This is a genomic window from Pseudomonas sp. 58 R 3, assembly GCF_900006605.1.
GTDB lineage: Bacteria > Pseudomonadota > Gammaproteobacteria > Pseudomonadales > Pseudomonadaceae > Aquipseudomonas > Aquipseudomonas salomonii.
Window position 1 is genome coordinate 398,801 of sequence record NZ_CVTT01000061.1, and the last position, 18,603, is coordinate 417,403.

At 61.4% G+C, this 18,603-nt stretch carries 18 protein-coding genes and 1 tRNA gene; 9 read left to right on the plus strand and 10 right to left on the minus strand.

The genetic code is table 11. The features are described from left to right. Entirely contained in the window at positions 1 to 786 is a 786-nt protein-coding gene (locus tag BFP92_RS20175) for a divergent polysaccharide deacetylase family protein (protein WP_065930804.1), read from the plus strand. A gap of 63 nt (positions 787 to 849) precedes the next feature. Beyond that, positions 850 to 2,139, plus strand: coding sequence for a Vps62-related protein (locus tag BFP92_RS20180; protein WP_065930805.1), 1,290 nt, complete (start codon positions 850 to 852; stop codon positions 2,137 to 2,139). Here BFP92_RS20180 and BFP92_RS20185 read toward each other — a convergent pair. The 7 genes from BFP92_RS20185 to BFP92_RS20215 all read right to left on the minus strand — a co-directional run bounded on the left by BFP92_RS20185 (position 2,092) and on the right by BFP92_RS20215 (position 7,888). Further along, entirely contained in the window at positions 2,092 to 2,847 is a 756-nt protein-coding gene (locus BFP92_RS20185) for a substrate-binding periplasmic protein (RefSeq protein WP_065930806.1), read from the minus strand. The two genes, BFP92_RS20180 and BFP92_RS20185, sit on opposite strands and share 48 nt — an antisense overlap. 66 nt (positions 2,848 to 2,913) lie before the next feature. Continuing rightward, complete coding sequence (gene hisF, locus BFP92_RS20190; protein ID WP_065930807.1) at positions 2,914 to 3,684, minus strand: imidazole glycerol phosphate synthase subunit HisF; 771 nt, start codon at positions 3,682 to 3,684, stop codon at positions 2,914 to 2,916. Positions 3,685 to 3,693: 9 nt separating this feature from the next. Continuing rightward, positions 3,694 to 4,431: a 1-(5-phosphoribosyl)-5-[(5-phosphoribosylamino)methylideneamino]imidazole-4-carboxamide isomerase gene (gene hisA, locus BFP92_RS20195; RefSeq protein WP_008435688.1), complete on the minus strand. Its 738-nt coding sequence runs from the start codon at positions 4,429 to 4,431 to the stop codon at positions 3,694 to 3,696. A gap of 39 nt (positions 4,432 to 4,470) precedes the next feature. After that, on the minus strand, positions 4,471 to 4,728 hold the full coding sequence (locus tag BFP92_RS20200; RefSeq protein ID WP_005783916.1) for a DUF2164 domain-containing protein: 258 nt from the start codon (positions 4,726 to 4,728) through the stop codon (positions 4,471 to 4,473). Beyond that, positions 4,728 to 5,366 (minus strand): imidazole glycerol phosphate synthase subunit HisH, encoded by a 639-nt coding sequence (hisH, locus tag BFP92_RS20205; protein WP_065930808.1) that lies wholly within the window; start codon positions 5,364 to 5,366, stop codon positions 4,728 to 4,730. The genes BFP92_RS20200 and hisH overlap by 1 nt, the downstream gene beginning before the upstream one ends. Further along, positions 5,366 to 5,959 (minus strand): imidazoleglycerol-phosphate dehydratase HisB, encoded by a 594-nt coding sequence (hisB, locus tag BFP92_RS20210; protein ID WP_017138645.1) that lies wholly within the window; start codon positions 5,957 to 5,959, stop codon positions 5,366 to 5,368. The genes hisH and hisB overlap by 1 nt, the downstream gene beginning before the upstream one ends. Before the next feature lie 267 nt (positions 5,960 to 6,226). Further along, positions 6,227 to 7,888, minus strand: coding sequence for an OFA family MFS transporter (locus BFP92_RS20215; RefSeq protein ID WP_065930809.1), 1,662 nt, complete (start codon positions 7,886 to 7,888; stop codon positions 6,227 to 6,229). A gap of 326 nt (positions 7,889 to 8,214) precedes the next feature. Here BFP92_RS20215 and BFP92_RS20220 point away from each other — a divergent pair, with 326 nt between their 5' ends. From BFP92_RS20220 to BFP92_RS20240, 5 genes are all read left to right on the plus strand, one after another. Next, entirely contained in the window at positions 8,215 to 10,431 is a 2,217-nt protein-coding gene (locus tag BFP92_RS20220; protein WP_065930810.1) for an AsmA family protein, read from the plus strand. Continuing rightward, entirely contained in the window at positions 10,428 to 11,495 is a 1,068-nt protein-coding gene (gene mutY, locus BFP92_RS20225; protein WP_065930811.1) for an A/G-specific adenine glycosylase, read from the plus strand. The genes BFP92_RS20220 and mutY overlap by 4 nt, the downstream gene beginning before the upstream one ends. After that, positions 11,492 to 11,764 (plus strand): oxidative damage protection protein, encoded by a 273-nt coding sequence (locus BFP92_RS20230; protein WP_056860676.1) that lies wholly within the window; start codon positions 11,492 to 11,494, stop codon positions 11,762 to 11,764. The genes mutY and BFP92_RS20230 overlap by 4 nt, the downstream gene beginning before the upstream one ends. Positions 11,765 to 11,867: 103 nt before the next feature. Next, a tRNA-Phe gene (locus BFP92_RS20235) sits at positions 11,868 to 11,943 on the plus strand. Positions 11,944 to 12,109: 166 nt separating this feature from the next. Then, on the plus strand, positions 12,110 to 12,784 hold the full coding sequence (locus tag BFP92_RS20240; RefSeq protein ID WP_058422640.1) for a hypothetical protein: 675 nt from the start codon (positions 12,110 to 12,112) through the stop codon (positions 12,782 to 12,784). An 8-nt stretch (positions 12,785 to 12,792) separates the two neighbouring features. Here the strand turns inward: BFP92_RS20240 and BFP92_RS20245 are convergent, their stop codons facing one another. Next, positions 12,793 to 14,400: an ArnT family glycosyltransferase gene (locus BFP92_RS20245; protein WP_065930812.1), complete on the minus strand. Its 1,608-nt coding sequence runs from the start codon at positions 14,398 to 14,400 to the stop codon at positions 12,793 to 12,795. An 88-nt stretch (positions 14,401 to 14,488) separates the two neighbouring features. Then, complete coding sequence (locus BFP92_RS20250) at positions 14,489 to 15,454, minus strand: arsenic resistance protein (protein ID WP_065930926.1); 966 nt, start codon at positions 15,452 to 15,454, stop codon at positions 14,489 to 14,491. A gap of 169 nt (positions 15,455 to 15,623) precedes the next feature. On the opposite strand from BFP92_RS20250, the gene BFP92_RS20255 reads away from it, so the two are divergent. After that, a complete protein-coding gene (locus BFP92_RS20255; RefSeq protein WP_065930813.1) occupies positions 15,624 to 16,532 on the plus strand; it encodes an alpha/beta hydrolase family protein in 909 nt (302 codons plus the stop codon). A 72-nt stretch (positions 16,533 to 16,604) separates the two neighbouring features. Then, a complete protein-coding gene (locus BFP92_RS20260; protein WP_065930814.1) occupies positions 16,605 to 17,018 on the plus strand; it encodes a hypothetical protein in 414 nt (137 codons plus the stop codon). Between the two features lie 143 nt (positions 17,019 to 17,161). On the opposite strand, the gene gabP is transcribed toward BFP92_RS20260, so the two are convergent. Beyond that, positions 17,162 to 18,553, minus strand: a complete 1,392-nt coding sequence (gabP, locus tag BFP92_RS20265; protein ID WP_056860683.1) for a GABA permease — start codon at positions 18,551 to 18,553, stop codon at positions 17,162 to 17,164. Positions 18,554 to 18,603 lie beyond the last annotated feature (50 nt).

An 18,603-nucleotide genomic window follows, 5' to 3' on the forward strand; every position in this document is an offset into this window, starting at 1 on the left:
ATGCGTTTTGCCCTGATCATCGCTCTGCTGTGCAGCCTGGCAGGCGTCGCCCACGCGACGCCTGCCGGCGAGCCGCAAAAGGCCTACCTGACCCTTATCATCGACGACCTGGGGCAAAACCTGCCCCGGGACCGTCGCGTGCTGGGCCTGCCAGGGCCGGTGACCACGGCGATCATGCCCGACACACCCCACGCCGCCGAATTCGCCCGTGAAGCGCACAAGGCCGGCAAGGTCGTGATCCTGCACATGCCCATGGACCCAGCCACCGGCCCGTTCGCCTGGCACCCCGAGCTGCCCATCGAAGAACTCGGCAAGCGCCTGGACGCCGCCTTCAAGGCCGTGCCCTACACCGCCGGCATCAACAACCATATGGGCAGCCGCATGACCGCCCAGCCAGCGGCGATGGCGTGGTTGATGGCCGAGCTGCAACGGCGCAACAAGTTCTTTGTCGACAGCCGCACCAGCGCGCAGACCGTCGCCGCCGCCGAGGCCCAGAAGATCGGCCTGGCGCATGTCTCGCGGGATGTGTTCCTGGATGACGAACGCACCGAGGCGGCGATTGCCACGCAATTGCAAACCGCGATCAAGCTGGCGCACAAACAGGGCTCGGTGGTGATGATCGGCCACCCTTACCCGCAAACGCTGGCGGTACTGGAGCGTGAGTTGCCCAAGCTCAAGGCCCAGGGCATCGACTGGATTGATATCAAGTTGATGATCAGTGTGCGCAGCAACCAAGCCATGGCGGCACACGGCAAAAACGGTACGTATCTTCCGGCGCGTAGATAGTTACCGCTCGGTACTGACTGCCCTGCTCGATAGTTGATGCTCCCATCAACTGGAGAGCCCTCCATGAAGCCTCTGCAATTCAATGACCTGCTCATCAGCTTTACCAGCGAGTTTCTGCCACTGTGGAACGACAAAGGGTCGGGCGCGCACAAAGCCGTCGGCCTCTGGCGGCCGAGCACCGCCTCCGATGCCCTGAGCCCGTTTTTTTCCTTGGGTGATATTGCGGTGAACCACTATCGCAATATCAACCACGCCAACGTTGTCGCCGTGGTCAGCGACGCGAACAAGGTCGATGGCACGGCCCTGCGTGCGCCCGTCGATTATCAATTGGTGTGGCAGGATGAAGGCACCGGAGCGCTGGGCAATGCGTCCATCTGGCGCCCGCTGCCACCGGAAGACTATGTGGCGATGGGGCTGGTGTACGGCGTGGACTACGACAAACCCTCACGCCATGCCGTGCGGTGTGTGCGAGAAGACCTGGTGATGGCCGCTCAAGCGGGCGAATTGATCTGGGACGATAAAGGCAGCGGCGCCGCCAGCGATTTGAGCCTCTGGTCGGTGACACCTCCCGATGCACCCGCCGGCGAAATATACCTGGCCCCCGGCACCTTCATCGGCACTGGCAACTATGCCAGGCCAAGCCTTGAGGCCTATTCGCTGCGCCTGACATTGACAGCGCAGTTGCACGACCTGCCACCGCCGACCCTCAGCGGGTACGAACGCCCGGAACCTGATGAAACCGCCCACACGCCCCAGGCGTGCGAGCTGCCCTGGTTCTGTGTCAAAGACCCGGAATTGACCGTGATTGAACAGTTTCAGTCGTCGCCGACCTATCGCCTGGAACGCGCCGACCGCCACCTTTGTGTAGGTTTTGGGCACAACATCGAAGCGACCCGTCAGCCGTTCATGTGGACGGCTGCAAAAGGTGAAACAGGTGGGACTGCCAAGGCTCTGGCGGCCAACACCAGCATCGACCTGGGCAAAGAGTGGCCAGGCGGCGAACAGGTTTGCGAGTTGAATTTTTCGGCGCACCTGGATCGCGACTTCACCCACACGCAACGTTCGGCCAAAGGCTGGGACCAGGCTTCGTCGCTGGAAATCATCACCTACGTTCAGCCAAAGAAAGCCGTTGCAGCTTACCTTCTACACAGCGAATACCGCCTGCTGCGACAAGACGGTAGCCAGGTTTCAAGCACCGCCAGCTATACCAATGGTGACAACATCTACCTGAGCGATTATCCAAACGCCGAGCCGCTGCCTGACGAACCACCGCCAGCGGCGCAAACGCACCAAGCGCAGTCTGAGCTAGAGGTAACGGGCCATGATCTGATCGACCCCACCCTCATCCCGTAACTGGTCGAGTGCCGCCTGAAGCTTGGCCACCACCTCATCCGGCACGTCTTTATTCAGCGCCAGGTACAACTGGGCACTGTTGAAGCGCAGCACGGTTTTCAGTTGGGTCACCCCCACCTGGCGAGCCAGATAACGGCCCGCCGGGTCGCCGGTGGCCCACAGGTCGATCTGGCCATCCACCAGTTTTTGCGCGTTGTCCTGGTCACGCAGCGCAACGATGGGCTTAAGGCCCTGCTTTTCCAGGGTCTCGGCAATGGCGTCACCTTTGTAGGCGCCTATCTTGTATCGACGGGCCTGTTCAAGGTCTGTCAGTTCTATCTTGCTGTCGGCCCTGGCCAGCATCACCCAATCATCCGGGCCGATGGGGCCGACCCATTTGAACAGGGCTTCGCGGTCCGGCAGGCGCGCCATCACAAAGACGCCGTAGCCGGGTTTTTCCAGGGCGAGTTTGTAGATGCGCTCCCAAGGAAAACGCAAAGTCAGGTTGTAGGAAATGCCGGCACGCTTGAACGTCTCGCGCACGATATCGACGGCGATGCCTTCGATGTTTTCTTCCTTGGCGAAGTTCTTGCCGTTTTTCGCCATGTTGTAGGGCGGGAAGTTTTCGGTCAGCAACACCAGGGAGGCGTCGGACGGTTCCTCGGCGTGAGCCGAACCCGTCAACAGAATGGACGTACTGGCGAGGGCAAGCAGAAGGGTCTTGAACATGAAGGCTACCGGGATCCATGGCAAGCGCAGAGAGTGCCCCGCGCCTGCCAGGGTGTCCAGCAGCGTTTAGCGAACGACGATACCGCGCGCGGCCATATAGGCTTTGGCCTCAGGCACGGTGTATTCGCCAAAGTGGAAAATGCTCGCCGCCAGCACCGCGCTGGCATGGCCTTCGATCACGCCGTCGGCCAGGTGCTGCAGGTTGCCGACGCCGCCGGAGGCGATCACCGGAATGCCCAGCGCATCGCTGATGGCGCGGGTCACGCCCAGGTCGAAACCGTTTTTCATGCCGTCCTGGTCCATGCTGGTCAGCAGGATCTCACCGGCGCCCAGGGCTTCCATCTTCATCGCCCATTCCACCGCGTCCAGGCCGGTGGGCTTGCGACCGCCGTGGGTGAAGATCTCCCAGCGCGGGGTTTCGCCCGGCGCGGAAACCTTCTTGGCGTCGATGGCGACCACGATGCATTGCGAGCCGAAGTGCTGCGCGGCTTCGCCGACGAACTCCGGGTTGAATACGGCAGCGGTGTTGATCGAGACCTTGTCCGCACCGGCATTGAGCAGGTTGCGGATGTCTTGCACGGTGCGCACGCCACCGCCCACGGTCAGCGGGATAAACACCTGGCTGGCCATGCGCTCGACGGTATGCAAGGTGGTGTCGCGGCCGTCGACGCTGGCGGTGATGTCGAGAAAGGTAATCTCGTCGGCACCTTGCTCATCATAGCGACGGGCGATTTCCACCGGGTCGCCGGCGTCGCGGATGTTCTCGAACTTGACGCCCTTGACCACGCGACCGTTGTCGACGTCCAGGCAAGGGATGATGCGTTTGGCCAGCGCCATGGTCAGTCCTCAGCCGTTGTAGGCGTCGCAGTAAGCCTGGGCTTCGGCGACGTCCAAAGTACCTTCGTAGATCGCGCGGCCGGTGATGGCGCCGATGATGCCGGGCGCCTTGGCGTCCAGCAGCGACTTGATGTCACCCAGGTTGTGAATGCCACCGGAGGCGATCACCGGGATCCTGGTCGCGGCGGCCAGCGCTGCGGTGAACGGCACGTTGCAGCCCTGCATCATGCCGTCTTTGGCGATGTCGGTATAAACGATGGCGGACACGCCGTCGGCTTCGAACTGCTTGGCCAGGTCGATGACCTGCACGGTGCTGATCTCAGCCCAACCGTCGGTGGCGACAAAGCCGTCTTTGGCATCCAGGCCGACAATCACCTTGCCCGGAAACGCACGGCAGGCTTCTGCCACAAACGCCGGGTCTTTCACCGCTTTGGTGCCGATGATCACATAGCTCACGCCAGCCTTGACGTAGTGCTCGATGGTTTCCAGGGAGCGAATGCCGCCGCCGATCTGGATCGGCAGGTTCGGGTAGCGCTTGGCGATGGCGGTCACCACTTCGCCATTGACTGGCTGGCCTTCGAAGGCGCCGTTCAAGTCCACCAGATGCAGACGACGGCAGCCCCCTTCTACCCATTTGGCAGCCATGCTCACCGGGTCATCGGAGAACACGGTGGAGTCTTCCATGCGGCCTTGGCGCAGGCGTACACAAGCGCCGTCCTTGAGATCGATAGCGGGGATAATCAGCATCTGGCAAACCTTATTCGATATTCAGCAATGCTTGGGAAATCAGGGTTTCTCAAGCGACCACAGGTCGCTTTCGATGCTTTCGAACCTTTCTTTAAGGAGCGTCTGCGTGTCGAAAATCGCCCTGTTGTAATAGTGCGGCGCCACTTCGGTGGTGAACAGCTCAAGAATCTCGGCGACCTCGAACGAGCCCAACTTAAGCTCGAAACGGTCCTCCATGAAACGCTTGATCTTGTCGGTCGCCTCACGCTCCTGTTCGGGCGTGAGGTTCAAGATCGGCGGCTTCGGCTTCTTGGCCATTACCAGCGACCATCCCACGCGGCGAAGTTCTGCAGCAATTGCAGGCCATGGGTATGGCTCTTCTCCGGGTGGAACTGCACGGCAAAGCGCGAACCGTCGGCCAGCGCGGCGGCGAAGTCGACGCCATAATGCCCGCCGCCCACCACGTGGCGCGGGTTACCGGCATTGATGTAGTAGCTGTGCACAAAGTAGAAACGCGCCAGGTCCGGAATGTCGTGCCACAGCGGGTGTTCGACGGTCTGGCTGACTTCGTTCCAACCCATGTGCGGCACCTTCAAGTGCTCGCCGTCTTCGTGCAGGTCTTTACCAAAGAACTTCACCTGGCCAGGGAACAGGCCGATGCAGTCGACGCCGCCGTTCTCTTCACTGCTGTCGAGCAAGGCTTGCATGCCCACGCAGATGCCGAGGAACGGGCGGTCCTGGCTGACTTCACGCACCAGGTTGTCAAAGCCCAGGCGGCGGATCTCGGCCATGCAATCGCGAATCGCGCCGACGCCGGGGAACACCACGCGGTCGGCTTCGCGAATCACGTTGGCATCGCTGGTGATCAGCACCTTGCCGGCGCCCACGTGCTCGAGCGCCTTGGCCACCGAGTGCAGGTTACCCATGCCGTAATCGATAACCGCGACCGTCTGCATTACAGAACGCCCTTGGTCGATGGCATTTGCCCGGCCATGCGGTCATCCAGCTCTACGGCCATGCGCAGTGCGCGGCCGAATGCCTTGAACACGGTTTCGATCTGGTGGTGGGTGTTGGTGCCGCGCAGGTTGTCGATGTGCAGGCTGACGAGTGCGTGGTTGACGAAGCCCTGGAAGAACTCCTGGAACAGGTCGACATCGAAGCCGCCCACGGTAGCGCGGGTGTACGGCACGTGCATCTGCAGGCCTGGGCGGCCGGAGAAGTCGATGACTACACGCGACAGCGCTTCGTCCAGCGGGACATAGGCATGGCCGTAGCGACGGATGCCTTTTTTGTCGCCGATGGCCTTGGCAAATGCCTGGCCGAGGGTGATGCCTACGTCTTCCACCGTGTGGTGGTCGTCGATATGCAGGTCGCCCTTGCTGACGATATCCAGGTCGATCAGCCCGTGACGGGCGATCTGGTCCAGCATGTGCTCAAGAAAAGGGACACCGATATCAAATCGGGCCTTTCCGGTGCCATCCAGGTTGATCGAGGCTTTGATCTGGGTTTCCAGAGTGTCGCGCTCGACGGATACCTTACGTTCGGCCATCACCAGCTCCGCAAAATCATTGGGCGAAAAAGGCAGCCATTATAGGGGTGCGGGCGCTAAACAGAAACATCGAAGGGGATAAGACTGACGAGTTGATGAATGCGCCCCAGCATGGTGCGCAAAGATCGTTCCCACGCTCTGCGTGGGAATGCCGCTTGGGACGCTCCGCGTTCCGCTGTCGACGCTCGACTGAAGCCTTGCGCCATGGTGACGCAGAGCGTCACAGCCTGCATTCCCACGCGGGAGCGTGGGAACGATCAGGCGTTATTAGTGGAACAACACCGCTGTCTTCTGCAGGGTCACCCACACACCCCACGCCAACGGAATACCTACCACCAGCCAGGCGGCAATCGCCATCGGCACAGTACCAGGGGCCGCTTTCCACTCCAGCGAAGTGCTGGCATCAGCGCCTTTGTCATGGCCCAGCGCCTGTTCGGCAGCCAGCTCGGCGTCGGTCATGAAGTACTTGTCGGCCACCGGGCGCACCAGCAGGTTGCAGAGAAAACCCAGCACCAGCAGGCCTGCAAGGATGTACAAGGTGATGTCGTAGGCCGCAGCGCGCGGAACGCCGATGCTCAGCTGGTATTCGCGAAGGTAGTTCACCAACACCGGGCCCAGCACGCCGGCCGCCGCCCAAGCGGTCAACAGACGACCGTGGATCGCGCCGACCATCTGGGTGCCGAACAGGTCGGCCAGGTACGCAGGCACGGTCGCAAAACCGCCGCCGTACATCGACAGGATGATGCAGAACGCCGCCACAAACAGTGCCACGTTGCCCAGGTGCCCCAGGTTCGGGATTAGCGCGTACAGGGCAAAGCCCAGGGCGAAGAACACGAAGTAGGTGTTTTTACGGCCCAGGTAGTCGGAGAACGACGCCCAGAAAAACCGGCCACCGATGTTGAACAGGCTCAACAGACCGGTGAAACCTGCAGCGATGGCCGCAATGGAAGCCAGTTGACCTGCGTCCAGCTGGCCAAACGGCACATCCACACCCAGCAACTTGCCACCGAACACTTCCTGCAGCAGCGGCGACGCCATGCCGAGGATGCCGATACCGGCGGACACGTTCAGGCACAGCACCAGCCATACCAGGCGGAATTGCGGGGTTTTCCACGCTACGTTCACGTGCACGTGGCGGTGGGTGATCATCGCGTTGCTGGCTTTTTTCGCCGGGGCGGTCCAGCCCTCAGGCTTCCAGCCGGTCGGCGGCACGCGGTACGAGAGTGCGCCACCAATCATGAACACGAAGTAGATGACGGCCATGACCACAAAGCTCTGCCACACACCCACGCTGGTTGGCGAGGCGAAATGGCCCATCAGCGCTGCGGCCAACGGTGCACCCACCATCGCGCCACCGCCGAAGCCCATGATCGCCATGCCGGTAGCCATGCCGCGCTTGTCCGGGAACCACTTGATCAGGGTCGACACCGGCGAGATGTAGCCCAGGCCCAGGCCGATACCGCCAATCACACCGGAGCCGATCCACATCAGCCAGATCTGGTGGGTATAAATCCCCAGCGCCGAGATCAACAGGCCGCCGCACCAGCACAAGGCCGAGACAACACCGGCTTTGCGTGGCCCGGCATGTTCCAGCCAGCCACCCCAGATGGCCGCCGAGCAGCCCAGGAAGATGAAGAACAGGGTGTAGATCCAGCCCAGCATGGAGATGGGCCAGTCGCACTGGGACGAGAAGACTTGCGCGATAAAGCTCATGTCCGGCGCGCAGGCGACCGGCGCGGTGATACCCAGTGCCTTGGACAGCGGCAGCCAGAATACCGAGAACCCGTAGGCCATGCCGATACAGAGGTGGATGGCCAGGGCGGCCGGTGGAACCAGCCAGCGGTTGAAGCCGGGCTTGGCGATAATGCGTTCCTTGGACAGGAACGCAGGCTGTGCGGCAGTACTACCGGCCGCAGTGCTAGTGCTCATTGGTGTTTCCCCCAGTTATTAGTATGTGTCCGTCAGGCACTCTCTCCCTCGACCTTGCACGCAGAGCGTTGGCCGTTGTTGTTGAGTAAAGCTCCTTTTAAGCGCGACTTTGTGTCGCAGACGACAGACGAACCCGCAAAGATTAGCACCAGTGGGTGACAGAAAAACCAAACTGACATCACCTTTTTTACTCAAACTGATGTGTTTGACAGCAAAATCCGACTTTGCCGGTGCTAGATACAATGTAACGATGCGTGAACTGACGCAGGCCTTCGGGCGTTATACTCTGCGGCTAAATTTTGAAATCGACATACAAGGACTCGCCCATGAAAGCGTTCGGCAAAATCCTGGGTCTGGTACTCCTCGGGCTGTTGCTGATCATTGTGGCCCTGGGCTTTGCCCTGACCCACCTCTTCGATCCCAACGACTACAAAGACGAGATTCGCCAGATTGCCCGCGACAAGGCCCACATCGAGCTGACGCTCAATGGCGATATCGGCTGGAGCCTGTTCCCGTGGCTGGGCCTTGAGCTGCATGAAGCCAGCGTAGCGACCCTCACCGCCCCGACCCAACCGTTTGCCGACTTGCAGATGCTCGGTCTGTCGGTGCGCGTGCTGCCGCTGCTGCGCCGCGAAGTGCAGATGAGCGATGTGCGTGTCGAAGGCCTCAACCTGCGCCTTACCCGCGACAAGCAAGGCCATGGCAACTGGGAAGACATCGGCAAGAACCTGCCGGATGCGACCGAAACGGCCAGCGCCCCTGCCCCAGCGCAAGCCCCGGCCGAGCCCGAACCGGAAAAGCCGCCAAAGCCGATACGCCTGGACATCGACAGCCTGACCATCAACAACGCCCGAGTTGAATACAACGATGAACAGACCGGCAAACAGTTCAGCGCTGAAAGCATCCAGCTGAGCGCCGGTGCCGTACACGAAGGCGCGAGCATTCCACTCAAGCTCACCGCCTTCCTGGGCAGCAACCAGCCACTGATGCGGGTCAAAACCGAGCTGAACGGCAACCTGCGCATCCAGCGCGCCCTGCAGCGCTACCAGTTCGAAGACATGAAACTCAGCGGCGAAGCCACCGGCGAGCCGCTGCAAGGCAAGACGGTGACCTTCTCCACCCAGGGCCAATTGCTGGTGGACCTGGCGGCCAACATCGCCGAGTGGACCAACCTCAAGCTCTCCGCCAACCAACTGCGCGCCTTGGGCGAATTGAAGGTCAATGACCTGAACAAAACCCCACAAGTCAGCGGCGCGCTGTCGATTGCCCAGTTTGACCTGGCCAAGTTCCTCGACAGCGTCGGGCACCCGCTGCCGCCCATGGCTGACGGCAGCCTGAGCAAAGTCGAGCTGGTCAGCCGCCTCAAGGGCACCCCGACCAGCGTGGCGCTGGAAGACCTGAACCTGAAACTCGACGGCAGCACCTTCACCGGTCGTATCGCCGTGGATGACTTTGCCAGGCAAGCCCTGCGCGTGCAGCTCAAGGGCGACACCTTCAACGCCGATAACTACCTGCCGGCCAAGTCCGAATCGGCCAAAGGCGCAACCGCCGCCCGCCAGGCCGAAGTGCAGAACAGCGAAGCCGGCGCCATGGCCGCAGGTGGCACCACACCATTGCCGGAAGCCCCGACCAAAGGCGCGTGGAGCACCGACAAGCTGCTGCCACTGACCCGCCTGCGCGCCCTGGACGTCAACGCCGACCTGGCCTTTGGGCAACTGACCTTAAGCAAGCTGCCGATCCAGAATGCAGTGCTCAAGGCCTCCGGCGCCGATGGCCAGCTCAAGCTCGACACTTTGAGCGGCGGCCTCTACAACGGCACCTTCCAGGCCAACGGCACACTCGATGTGCGCCAGGACATCCCGCTGCTGGCGCTGCAAACCCACATCAAGCAAGTGCCGGTTGAACGCATCCTGCAAGCCCAGGGGCAAAACCCGCCGGTCAAAGGCCAGGTCACTCTCGACAGCAACCTCAGCGGCCGTGGCAACAGCCAAAAGGCGCTGATCGACAGCCTCAACGGTACCGCCAGCTTTGTGATCACTAACGGCGCGCTGCTCAACGCCAACATTGAACAGCAACTGTGTACCGGCATTGCGCTGCTCAATCGCAAAACACTGAGCACCACGCCACAGGGCAAGGACACACCATTCCAGGAACTGCGCGGCACGCTTAACTTGCGTAACGGCGTGGCGAGCAACCCGGACCTCAAAGTGCGCATCCCGGGCCTGGCGGTCAACGGCAACGGTGACGTCGACCTGCGTGTGCTGGGCATGGACTACCGCGTCGGCATCATCGTCGAAGGCGACCAACGCGACGTGCCGGACCCGGCCTGCCAGGTCGGCGCCAACTTCCAGAACATCGAAGTGCCGCTGCGCTGCCGTGGCCCGCTGGAACTGGGCGCCAAGGCCTGCCGCCTGGACAAGGATGGCTTGACCCAGGTCGCCATCAAAGCCGCCGGCAACAAGCTCAGCGATAAGATCGAAGAGAAGCTCGACAAGGTTAATCCGCAGCTTAAAGACGCCCTTAAAGGCCTGTTCAAACGATGAGAGACGAGCAGTTTTCACAGGCGGTGCTGGACTGGTACGACCGCCACGGTCGCCATGACCTGCCCTGGCAACAGGGCATCACGCCTTACCGGGTGTGGGTCTCGGAGATCATGTTGCAACAGACCCAGGTGAGCACGGTGCTCAACTATTTCGACCGGTTCATGGCTTCCTTGCCGACGGTCGAAGCCCTGGCCGCCGCGCCGGAAGATGAAGTGCTGCACCTGTGGACGGGCCTGGGTTATTACACCCGTGCACGTAACCTGCAGAAGACTGCCAAAATCGTGGTCGCTGAATACGGCGGCGAATTCCCCAAGGATGTGCAAAAGCTCACTGAGCTGCCCGGCATTGGCCTCTCAACCGCCGGCGCCATCGCCAGCTTGAGCATGGGCCTGCGCGCGCCGATCCTCGACGGCAACGTTAAACGCGTGCTGGCGCGCTTTACCGCGCAAGAAGGCTACCCCGGCGAACCCAAGGTCGCGAAACAGCTCTGGGCCACCGCTGAGCGCTTTACGCCCCACGATCGCGTCAATGCCTACACCCAGGCAATGATGGACATGGGCGCCACGCTCTGCACGCGCAGCAAGCCCAGCTGCCTGCTGTGCCCGCTGGAAAAAGGCTGCGAAGCCCATATGCTCGGCCTGGAGACGCGTTACCCGATCCCCAAGCCGCGCAAGACCATCCCGCAAAAACGCACGCTGATGCCACTGCTGGCCAACGCCGAGGGCGCGATTCTGCTTTACCGTCGCCCGTCCACGGGCCTGTGGGGCGGTTTGTGGAGCTTGCCGGAACTTGATGACCTGCAAGACCTGGAACACCTCGCCAACCAGCACGCGCTGGCTCTGGGCGAACAACAGGCGCTGCCGGGGCTGATCCACACCTTCAGCCACTTCCAGCTGGCCATCGAACCCTGGCTGGTGCAGGTCGAGGAATCCGCCCATCACGTGGCCGAGGCCGACTGGCTCTGGTATAACCTCGCCACCCCGCCGCGCCTGGGCCTTGCCGCCCCGGTGAAAAAACTGCTGAAGCGCGCGGCCGACGTATTGAACGCAGGAGTTTCGTCATGACCCGCACCGTAATGTGCCGCAAGTACAAAGAAGAACTGCCAGGCCTGGAACGTCCTCCGTACCCAGGCGCCAAGGGCCAGGATATTTTCGAACATATCTCCGCCCAGGCCTGGGGCGACTGGCTGAAACACCAGACCCTGCTGATCAACGAAAAACGCCTGAACATGATGAACGCCGAAGACCGTAAATACCTGGCGGGCGAAATGGACAAGTTCTTTTCCGGCGAGGATTACGCCAAGGCCGACGGCTACGTGCCGCCTGCTCAATAATTGATCAAAAACCGGGGTCGGCACGTAAGCGACGGTAATAATTAAATATTTTTTGAAAACTTGCTTGACGACCCCCTGAAAAACCCGTTTAATGCGCCCCGTTGCCCAGATAGCTCAGTCGGTAGAGCAGGGGATTGAAAATCCCCGTGTCGGCGGTTCGATTCCGTCTCTGGGCACCACTAATACCGAAAAACCCCAAGCGAAGATGATTCCTTGGGGTTTTTTATTGCCTGCGATTTAGTGGCCGCGAGCCAACGCCCCGCCCGATCCACACCCGAGGCTTATTTATCCCGCTGCTCGATCGTTTAGCTGTTACTGAATTTTCTGTTGCAAGGTAGTTATTGGATGAACCGGTACTTGTTCTGCGCGCTGTTGCTGCTGACGGCGTTGCTCAGTGGCTGCGCCACACAAATGGATGTCTCGATCAACGCAACACCCGATCCGGACTATCACTTTGATCGACAGGCGCTGGTGCTGGTGACCACGTCCGTGGGCGGCAGTGCGCAAAACACGCTCAATGCCCGCTACTACCTGCGGGACATGGTCAGCGCCATGAAGGACCAGGGCTTTCGCGAGGTGTACACCGATGCCAGCCTGCCCAAGAACCATGGGCCGATCAAAATGACCATCATCCTGGATGTCGACAGCAAGCAGGTCACTTACCGCTACACCGCCACCGATTACGGCCAGGTGCCCACCAGCACCACCACCGAGTGCAAGAAGAACAAAAAGAAAGCCGACCAGTTGACCTGCACCAGCAAGCCGAACACCACCTACGGCCCGGTGGGCACCTCGGAGCGCACCGGCTACACCACGCTCACCACCTTCACCGCCACCGCGCGTGACGAAGCAAGCCGGCGCGCGGTGTACGTGTTGCGGGTGATGTCCTACAACGAAGACTGCCAGGCCGCCAAGATCGAAGCCTTCCTGGTCGAACAGGGCCTGCAGAACCTCAACTTCCAGGACCGCGTGCAGCGCAACTACACCGTGACGATGCCCGAGGGCTACCAGTGCAAGTAGGCGCCTGCCTACTTCAGTAGAAACACCATCAGCGGGTTGTCGTTAAGCCGCCCTTCGAAGTCTGGTGCCTGCTGCTCCATCGGCGTGCCCTTGAGCAGCGCTGCTTCTCTGCGCGGCACCAGCACCCAGGATGGGCGCGGCAAGGTGGCGAGCTTCTCGGGTTCGTTACCGGCGACGAACAGCGGCTGCTCATCGTGCGTCAGGTTCATCATGTAGCGGATTGCCCAGGTGTCGCGGCCAAGGTCGACAAACACCAATGGCCCCGGCTGCGACGCGCGCAGTGCCTCTACCTGGCTGACAAACTTGCGGGTGTCATATTGCAGGTCCTTGGCCGGGTCGATCACCACCACCAGCAGCACCCATTGCGCCGCCAAGGCGATCACACTCAGCCATACCAGGCGCAACGGGCGACGCCAGGCAATCAGCGCCGCCACTTGCAGCACCACCCACACGCCGATCAACGGCGGCAGCGACACGTCGGGCCAGTAACCGTGCTTCTGCCAGGTGTGCCGGCAGATAAACAACACCACCACGCACAACGCCGGTAGCGCCACGACAAGCCATTCGTAGCAGCGGCGCACACCGACGAACCAGTTTTGCGCCTGGAGCAGCCCATAGGCGGCGACAGCGGCAAACATCGGCACCATCGGCAGAATGTAGTAAGCACGCTTGAAGTGCGGCACCGACAGCCCGAGCAAAATCATCAGGCCACAGGCCGCCAAGCGCACCACCATTTGCACGTCTTCGTTGCCCCAGCGCTCGGACCAGCGATGCCGCAGCGCGACCATCGCCGCCAAGGCCAACGGCACCACCGGGAAGTAGCGGTACAAACTCAACTTGAAGTAGAAGTAGAAAGGCTCGCCGGACTCATCGAGGCGCCCACTGACTTGCATCCTGAACACATCGTCGGCAAAGGCATCGCCACCGCTGACCCGCGCCAGCTTCATCAATGCCCACCAACAGGCCCCCAGCAACACCAGCCCGACAAAACCGTGGATCAGCACCTGCTTGACCCGCTCACCCGGCCGGCCCAGCGCCCAGTAAACGCAGACCACGCCGCAGACTTCGATAAGCCCCAAAGGCCCACGAATCGCGAAGGCCAGCACAAACAGCGGGAATACCGCCAACTGTCGAAGCCATGAGCCGAGACGCTCGCCCGTGTGCAGCAGGTAGAAGCTGCCTACGCATAACAGCGCGACCATCAGGTCCAGGCAGACCGAGCGCGATTTATCGAGCAGTTGGGTGGTGAGCAGCGTGAGCAGCACCGTCAGCAATGCCCAGGGCCGACTGAACGGCGCCAGCAGGCGATAGACCAGGGCGATCATGCCCGCCGCAGCGAGGGCCGTCGGCAGTACGTTGGCCAGGTGGTTCGGCGCACCGAACAGGCGGGCAAACACAAAGCTGAAAAAGGTCGCAGTGCCGGGGTAGTCCGGGTACGGCTGGCCGTAGGTGGTAGGGAAAAGACTCGCGCCATGGCGAAACATTTCCTGCATGAACAACGCCCAGCGCCCGTCAAAGCCTTGGGGTTGCTCGCCCCAAATGCCCAAGGTGAACAGCAATAAAGCGATCAGAAACAGGCCCAGCGACTCCAGGCGATAACGGCTGCGGTGGTCCATCGAATGTCCTTTCAGGTGGGGAACGCCGACTCCATGGTGCCGATTGCGCCCCTGAATAACGCCTGAACAAATCCGAGTATTTATGTACCTATCGACCGGCGCGCCACACCAGCGCGGGAATCAGCCGGATGTAGAGTAGCTCGCCCACCAGTTCAAGCAGGGTTTGCAGAATCACCGCCGTGGCGGCCAGACCGCGCACATCTTCAGGCAGCGCCAACGCCAGTGGCAGCACCACCAACGAGTTGCGCGTCGAAGCACTGAAGGTCACCGCCCGCGCGGTTACCGCAGGCAACGCAAACAGCCGCGCAGCCAGCGCGCCCATCAGCGGCGCCAGCAACAGGAAGCCGAGGTACACCGGAATCACCGGCAGCAACAACGCGATATCGCGCACCACCGAAGTGATCTGCGAGCCGATCACCACAAGCAGCACCAGCGCCATCGCCGGCACCGGCAGCCAGGCCCAGGCGTTGTTCCAAAGATTGATAGTGCTTGAGCGCCGTGCCAGGGAGGTGGTCAACACCGCCAGGATCATCGGCAGCACAATCAGCAACAGGAACGCCTCGACAAACGGCCCCACCGCCACTACCACGGCGGATTGCGCGCCCAGCATAAAACTCAGGTACACCGGCAGCAGCACCAGTTGCAGCAACAACAGCACCGGCGTCGCCGCCAGCATCAGCCGCGAGTCACCCTTGCCGATATGGGTGAACACCACCACGTAGTCGATACACGGTGTGAGCAACACCAGCAACGCGCCCACCAGCAACGCCGGGCGCTCCACCAGGCCTCGGGTCAATGCCCACACCAGCAAGGGCACCAGAATGAAATTGGCCAGCAGCAATGCGCCGATGAAGCGTTTATTGCCCAAGCCCTGGCGCAAGTCCAGAAACGGAATTTGCAGGAACATGGCGTACATCAGCACTGCAATGGCGGGCGTGACCAACACACCGAGGCCTTGGGCTGACAAGGGGGCGAACACGCCAAATGCGGCCGCCAGGAGCACGGCGACGAAGTAGATCGGGATTTGGTTGTGTTCGAGGGTGTCGCGGGTCATGGGCTGACTCTGGCTGATCATTTGATCGCAAGCCTAAGCACCGGGAGCGCCGAGGTCGAGCATCGCGACATATCCTGCGCCCATCACGCGCCAAATTTGTTAGTTTCGGCTTCTTATAAAAGCGCGCGGCCCCAAGCCCACCCCAAAAGCGCAAGTATCGAGCCGACCCATGAACCTGCCCACCCGCCCTGCCCCACAAACATTCTGCGAGCCCGCTGCCGACGGCTACCCTATCGGCGGCTTCACCTGGCGCCACCCGCGCACCGACCTCGAACGCCCAGTCGTCATCATCAACGCCGCCACCTCGGTGCGCTGCCGTCACTATTCACGCTTCGCCGACTACCTGTTTGCCAACGGCTTCGACGTGATCACCTACGACTACCGTGGCATCGGCGAATCCCGCAGCGGCGCGTTACGAGGCTTCAAGGCGTCGTGGTCAGATTGGGGCGTGCTGGATTTCGAGGCGATGCTGCAGCGCGCACAGCGGGAGTTTCCGGGGCAGCCGATTGATGTGGTCGGCCACAGTTTCGGTGGGTGCGCGGCGGGGCTCGGTGCTTGCGGCGCGGTGATTCGGCGCATCGTGACGGTCGGCGCCCAGTTTGCGTACTGGCGCGATTACGCGGCGAAAGGACGCTGGCGCATGTTTGCCAAATGGCATGTGGTGATGCCGCTGGTGACGGCCCTGTACGGTTATTTCCCCGGCAAACGCATGGGCTGGCTGGAGGACACGCCCGCAGGCGTGGTGCGCGACTGGAGCCTGCCGACGCCGCACTATGAAACGCGCCCCAGCGGGCGCGGCCTGGGTGTGCTGCCTTTTTCTCGAGTGAAGGCGCAATTGCTGGCCATTAGCATCACCGACGACCCTTTTGGGACTGTGGCGGCTATTGAGCGACTGCTGGGCTATTTTGAAAACTGCGCGCGCACTCACCTGCGAATCGCGCCCGAGGATATCGGCGAAAAAGCCGTCGGGCATTTCGCTTTTTTTCGCAGTGAATATCAGGACCGGTTGTGGCCGATTGCGCTGCAATGGCTGCAAAAAGGCGAGCTGGCGCCAAGCACACCCGGTCAGCGCGTCTAGATTCCCTTGGGATTTCCCCCAACCTGCGCTTCAATACCCCACACCGATTAAGTACCCAAGGACGTTGAGCCCATGGCCTCGCCGAACAAGCAGCAAAAACGTGCCCACCGGGCAAAGGCCAAGGCCAAGCAAAACCGCACCCAGCGCGCCGTCGCGACCAAGCCGGATGCGTTTGCTGGCGACGACAGCCGCATTGACCTTGAGTCGGTGGATTTGACCGAGTTGTTCGTCGAGATGCGCGCCGCCGGCGAAATCAGCCAGCAGGCGTTGTGTGCGGCATTCCTGACGCACCCACTGCTGGCCGTGGTGCTGGAGCAGGAAGGCGAGGAAGACGCGACAGATTTTATCCTGGCGGCGTTGATCGAATATCGCCAGTGGGCCACGGACACCGAGGATGAAGCCGCGGCGCTGGCGTGGATTGAATCCCCGCAGTTCCAGGCCGATTACGTGGCGGCATCCCAGGCGCTGGTCAACTCCAAGGACTGACACACAACACAATGTGGGAGCGGGCTTGCTCGCGAATGCGGTGAATCAGCCAGCACATCTGGCGACTGACACACCGCTTTCGCGAGCAAGCCCGCTCCCACACTTTTTGAACTGCGGCGCATATGGCACCGCAGTTCATCACGTCAATTGAGCACCGCAGCGCCTACCTTCTGCGCCTTGCGACGGCTCGCCACAAACAGCCCCGCCAACACCACCAGCAAGCTCAGAATACCGGTCGCGATGATCTCGACGCGGTGGGCTTCCTGGAACAGCATGATGGTCAACGTGCCGACGATGAACACCATCACCGCGTAGGTCAGGCCGGGGAACAGCCACATCTTGAACACAATCTTCTCACCCGCCGCCGTGCGCTTCTGGCGCATGCGCAGTTGCGACACGGCGATCACCAGGTACACCAGCAGCGCAATGGCGCCGGAGCTGGCCAGCAGGAATTCGAACACTGCAGCCGGGGCCACATAGTTGGCGAATACCGCCAGGAACGCAGCGCCGGTCGACAGCAACACTGCCCAGTAAGGCGTACCACTTTTGTTGGTGCGCTTGGCTACGGCCGGTGCATCACCGCGACGGCCCAGGGAGAACAGCATGCGCGAGGCGGTGTAGAGCGCCGAGTTGAGGCAGCTGGTCACGGCAACCAGTACCACCAGGTCGACGATCAGCTTGGCATTCGGGATGCCCATGCGCTCAAGCACGGTCTGGTAGGAACCTACCGCCGCCAGGGTCGGATCGTTCCATGGCACCAGGGATACCACGATGAAGATCGACAGCAGGTAGAACAAACCAATCCGCCAGATCACCGAGTTGGTGGCTTTGGTGATTTGCTGGCCAGGGTTCTTCGATTCGGCCGCTGCGATGGTGACGATCTCGGTGCCCATGAACGAGAACATGGTGGTCAGGATCGCCGCCAATACGGCGCCCATGCCGTTAGGCATGAAGCCTTGGGTATCAAACAGGTGCGAAACACCGCTGACCTGGCTGGTCGGCAGGAAGCCGAAGATCGCCGCGAGGCCAAGGATCACAAAAGCCACAATCGCCACGACTTTGATCAGCGCAAACCAGAACTCGAACTCGCCGTAGTTCTTCACGCTGAACAGGTTGGTGGCCGTGAGCAGCAAGGTGATGATCAGGGTAAACGCCCAGATCGCCACATCGGGGAACCAGGCATTCAGGATGGTCGCGGCGGCGTTGGCTTCCAGTGGAATCACCAACACCCAGAACCACCAGTACAGCCAGCCGATGGTGAAACCGGCCCAATGACCGATCGCACGGTCGGCATAGGTGGAGAACGAACCGGTGTCCGGCGAAGCCACGGCCATTTCGGCGAGCATGCGCATCACCAACACCACCAGCGTGCCCGCAGCGGCGTACGCCAGCAGTACAGCGGGGCCGGCGGCTGCAATCGCGTGGCCGGAGCCGACAAACAAACCGGCGCCGATAACGCCGGCAATCGACAGCATGGTGACGTGACGCGGTTTGAGCCCCTGTTCGAGGTCATTGGAGCTTTGCGTACTACTCATTGACACACCTTTGCGAGGAATTGCGAAAACGGTCCGCCCGGCCTGCGATC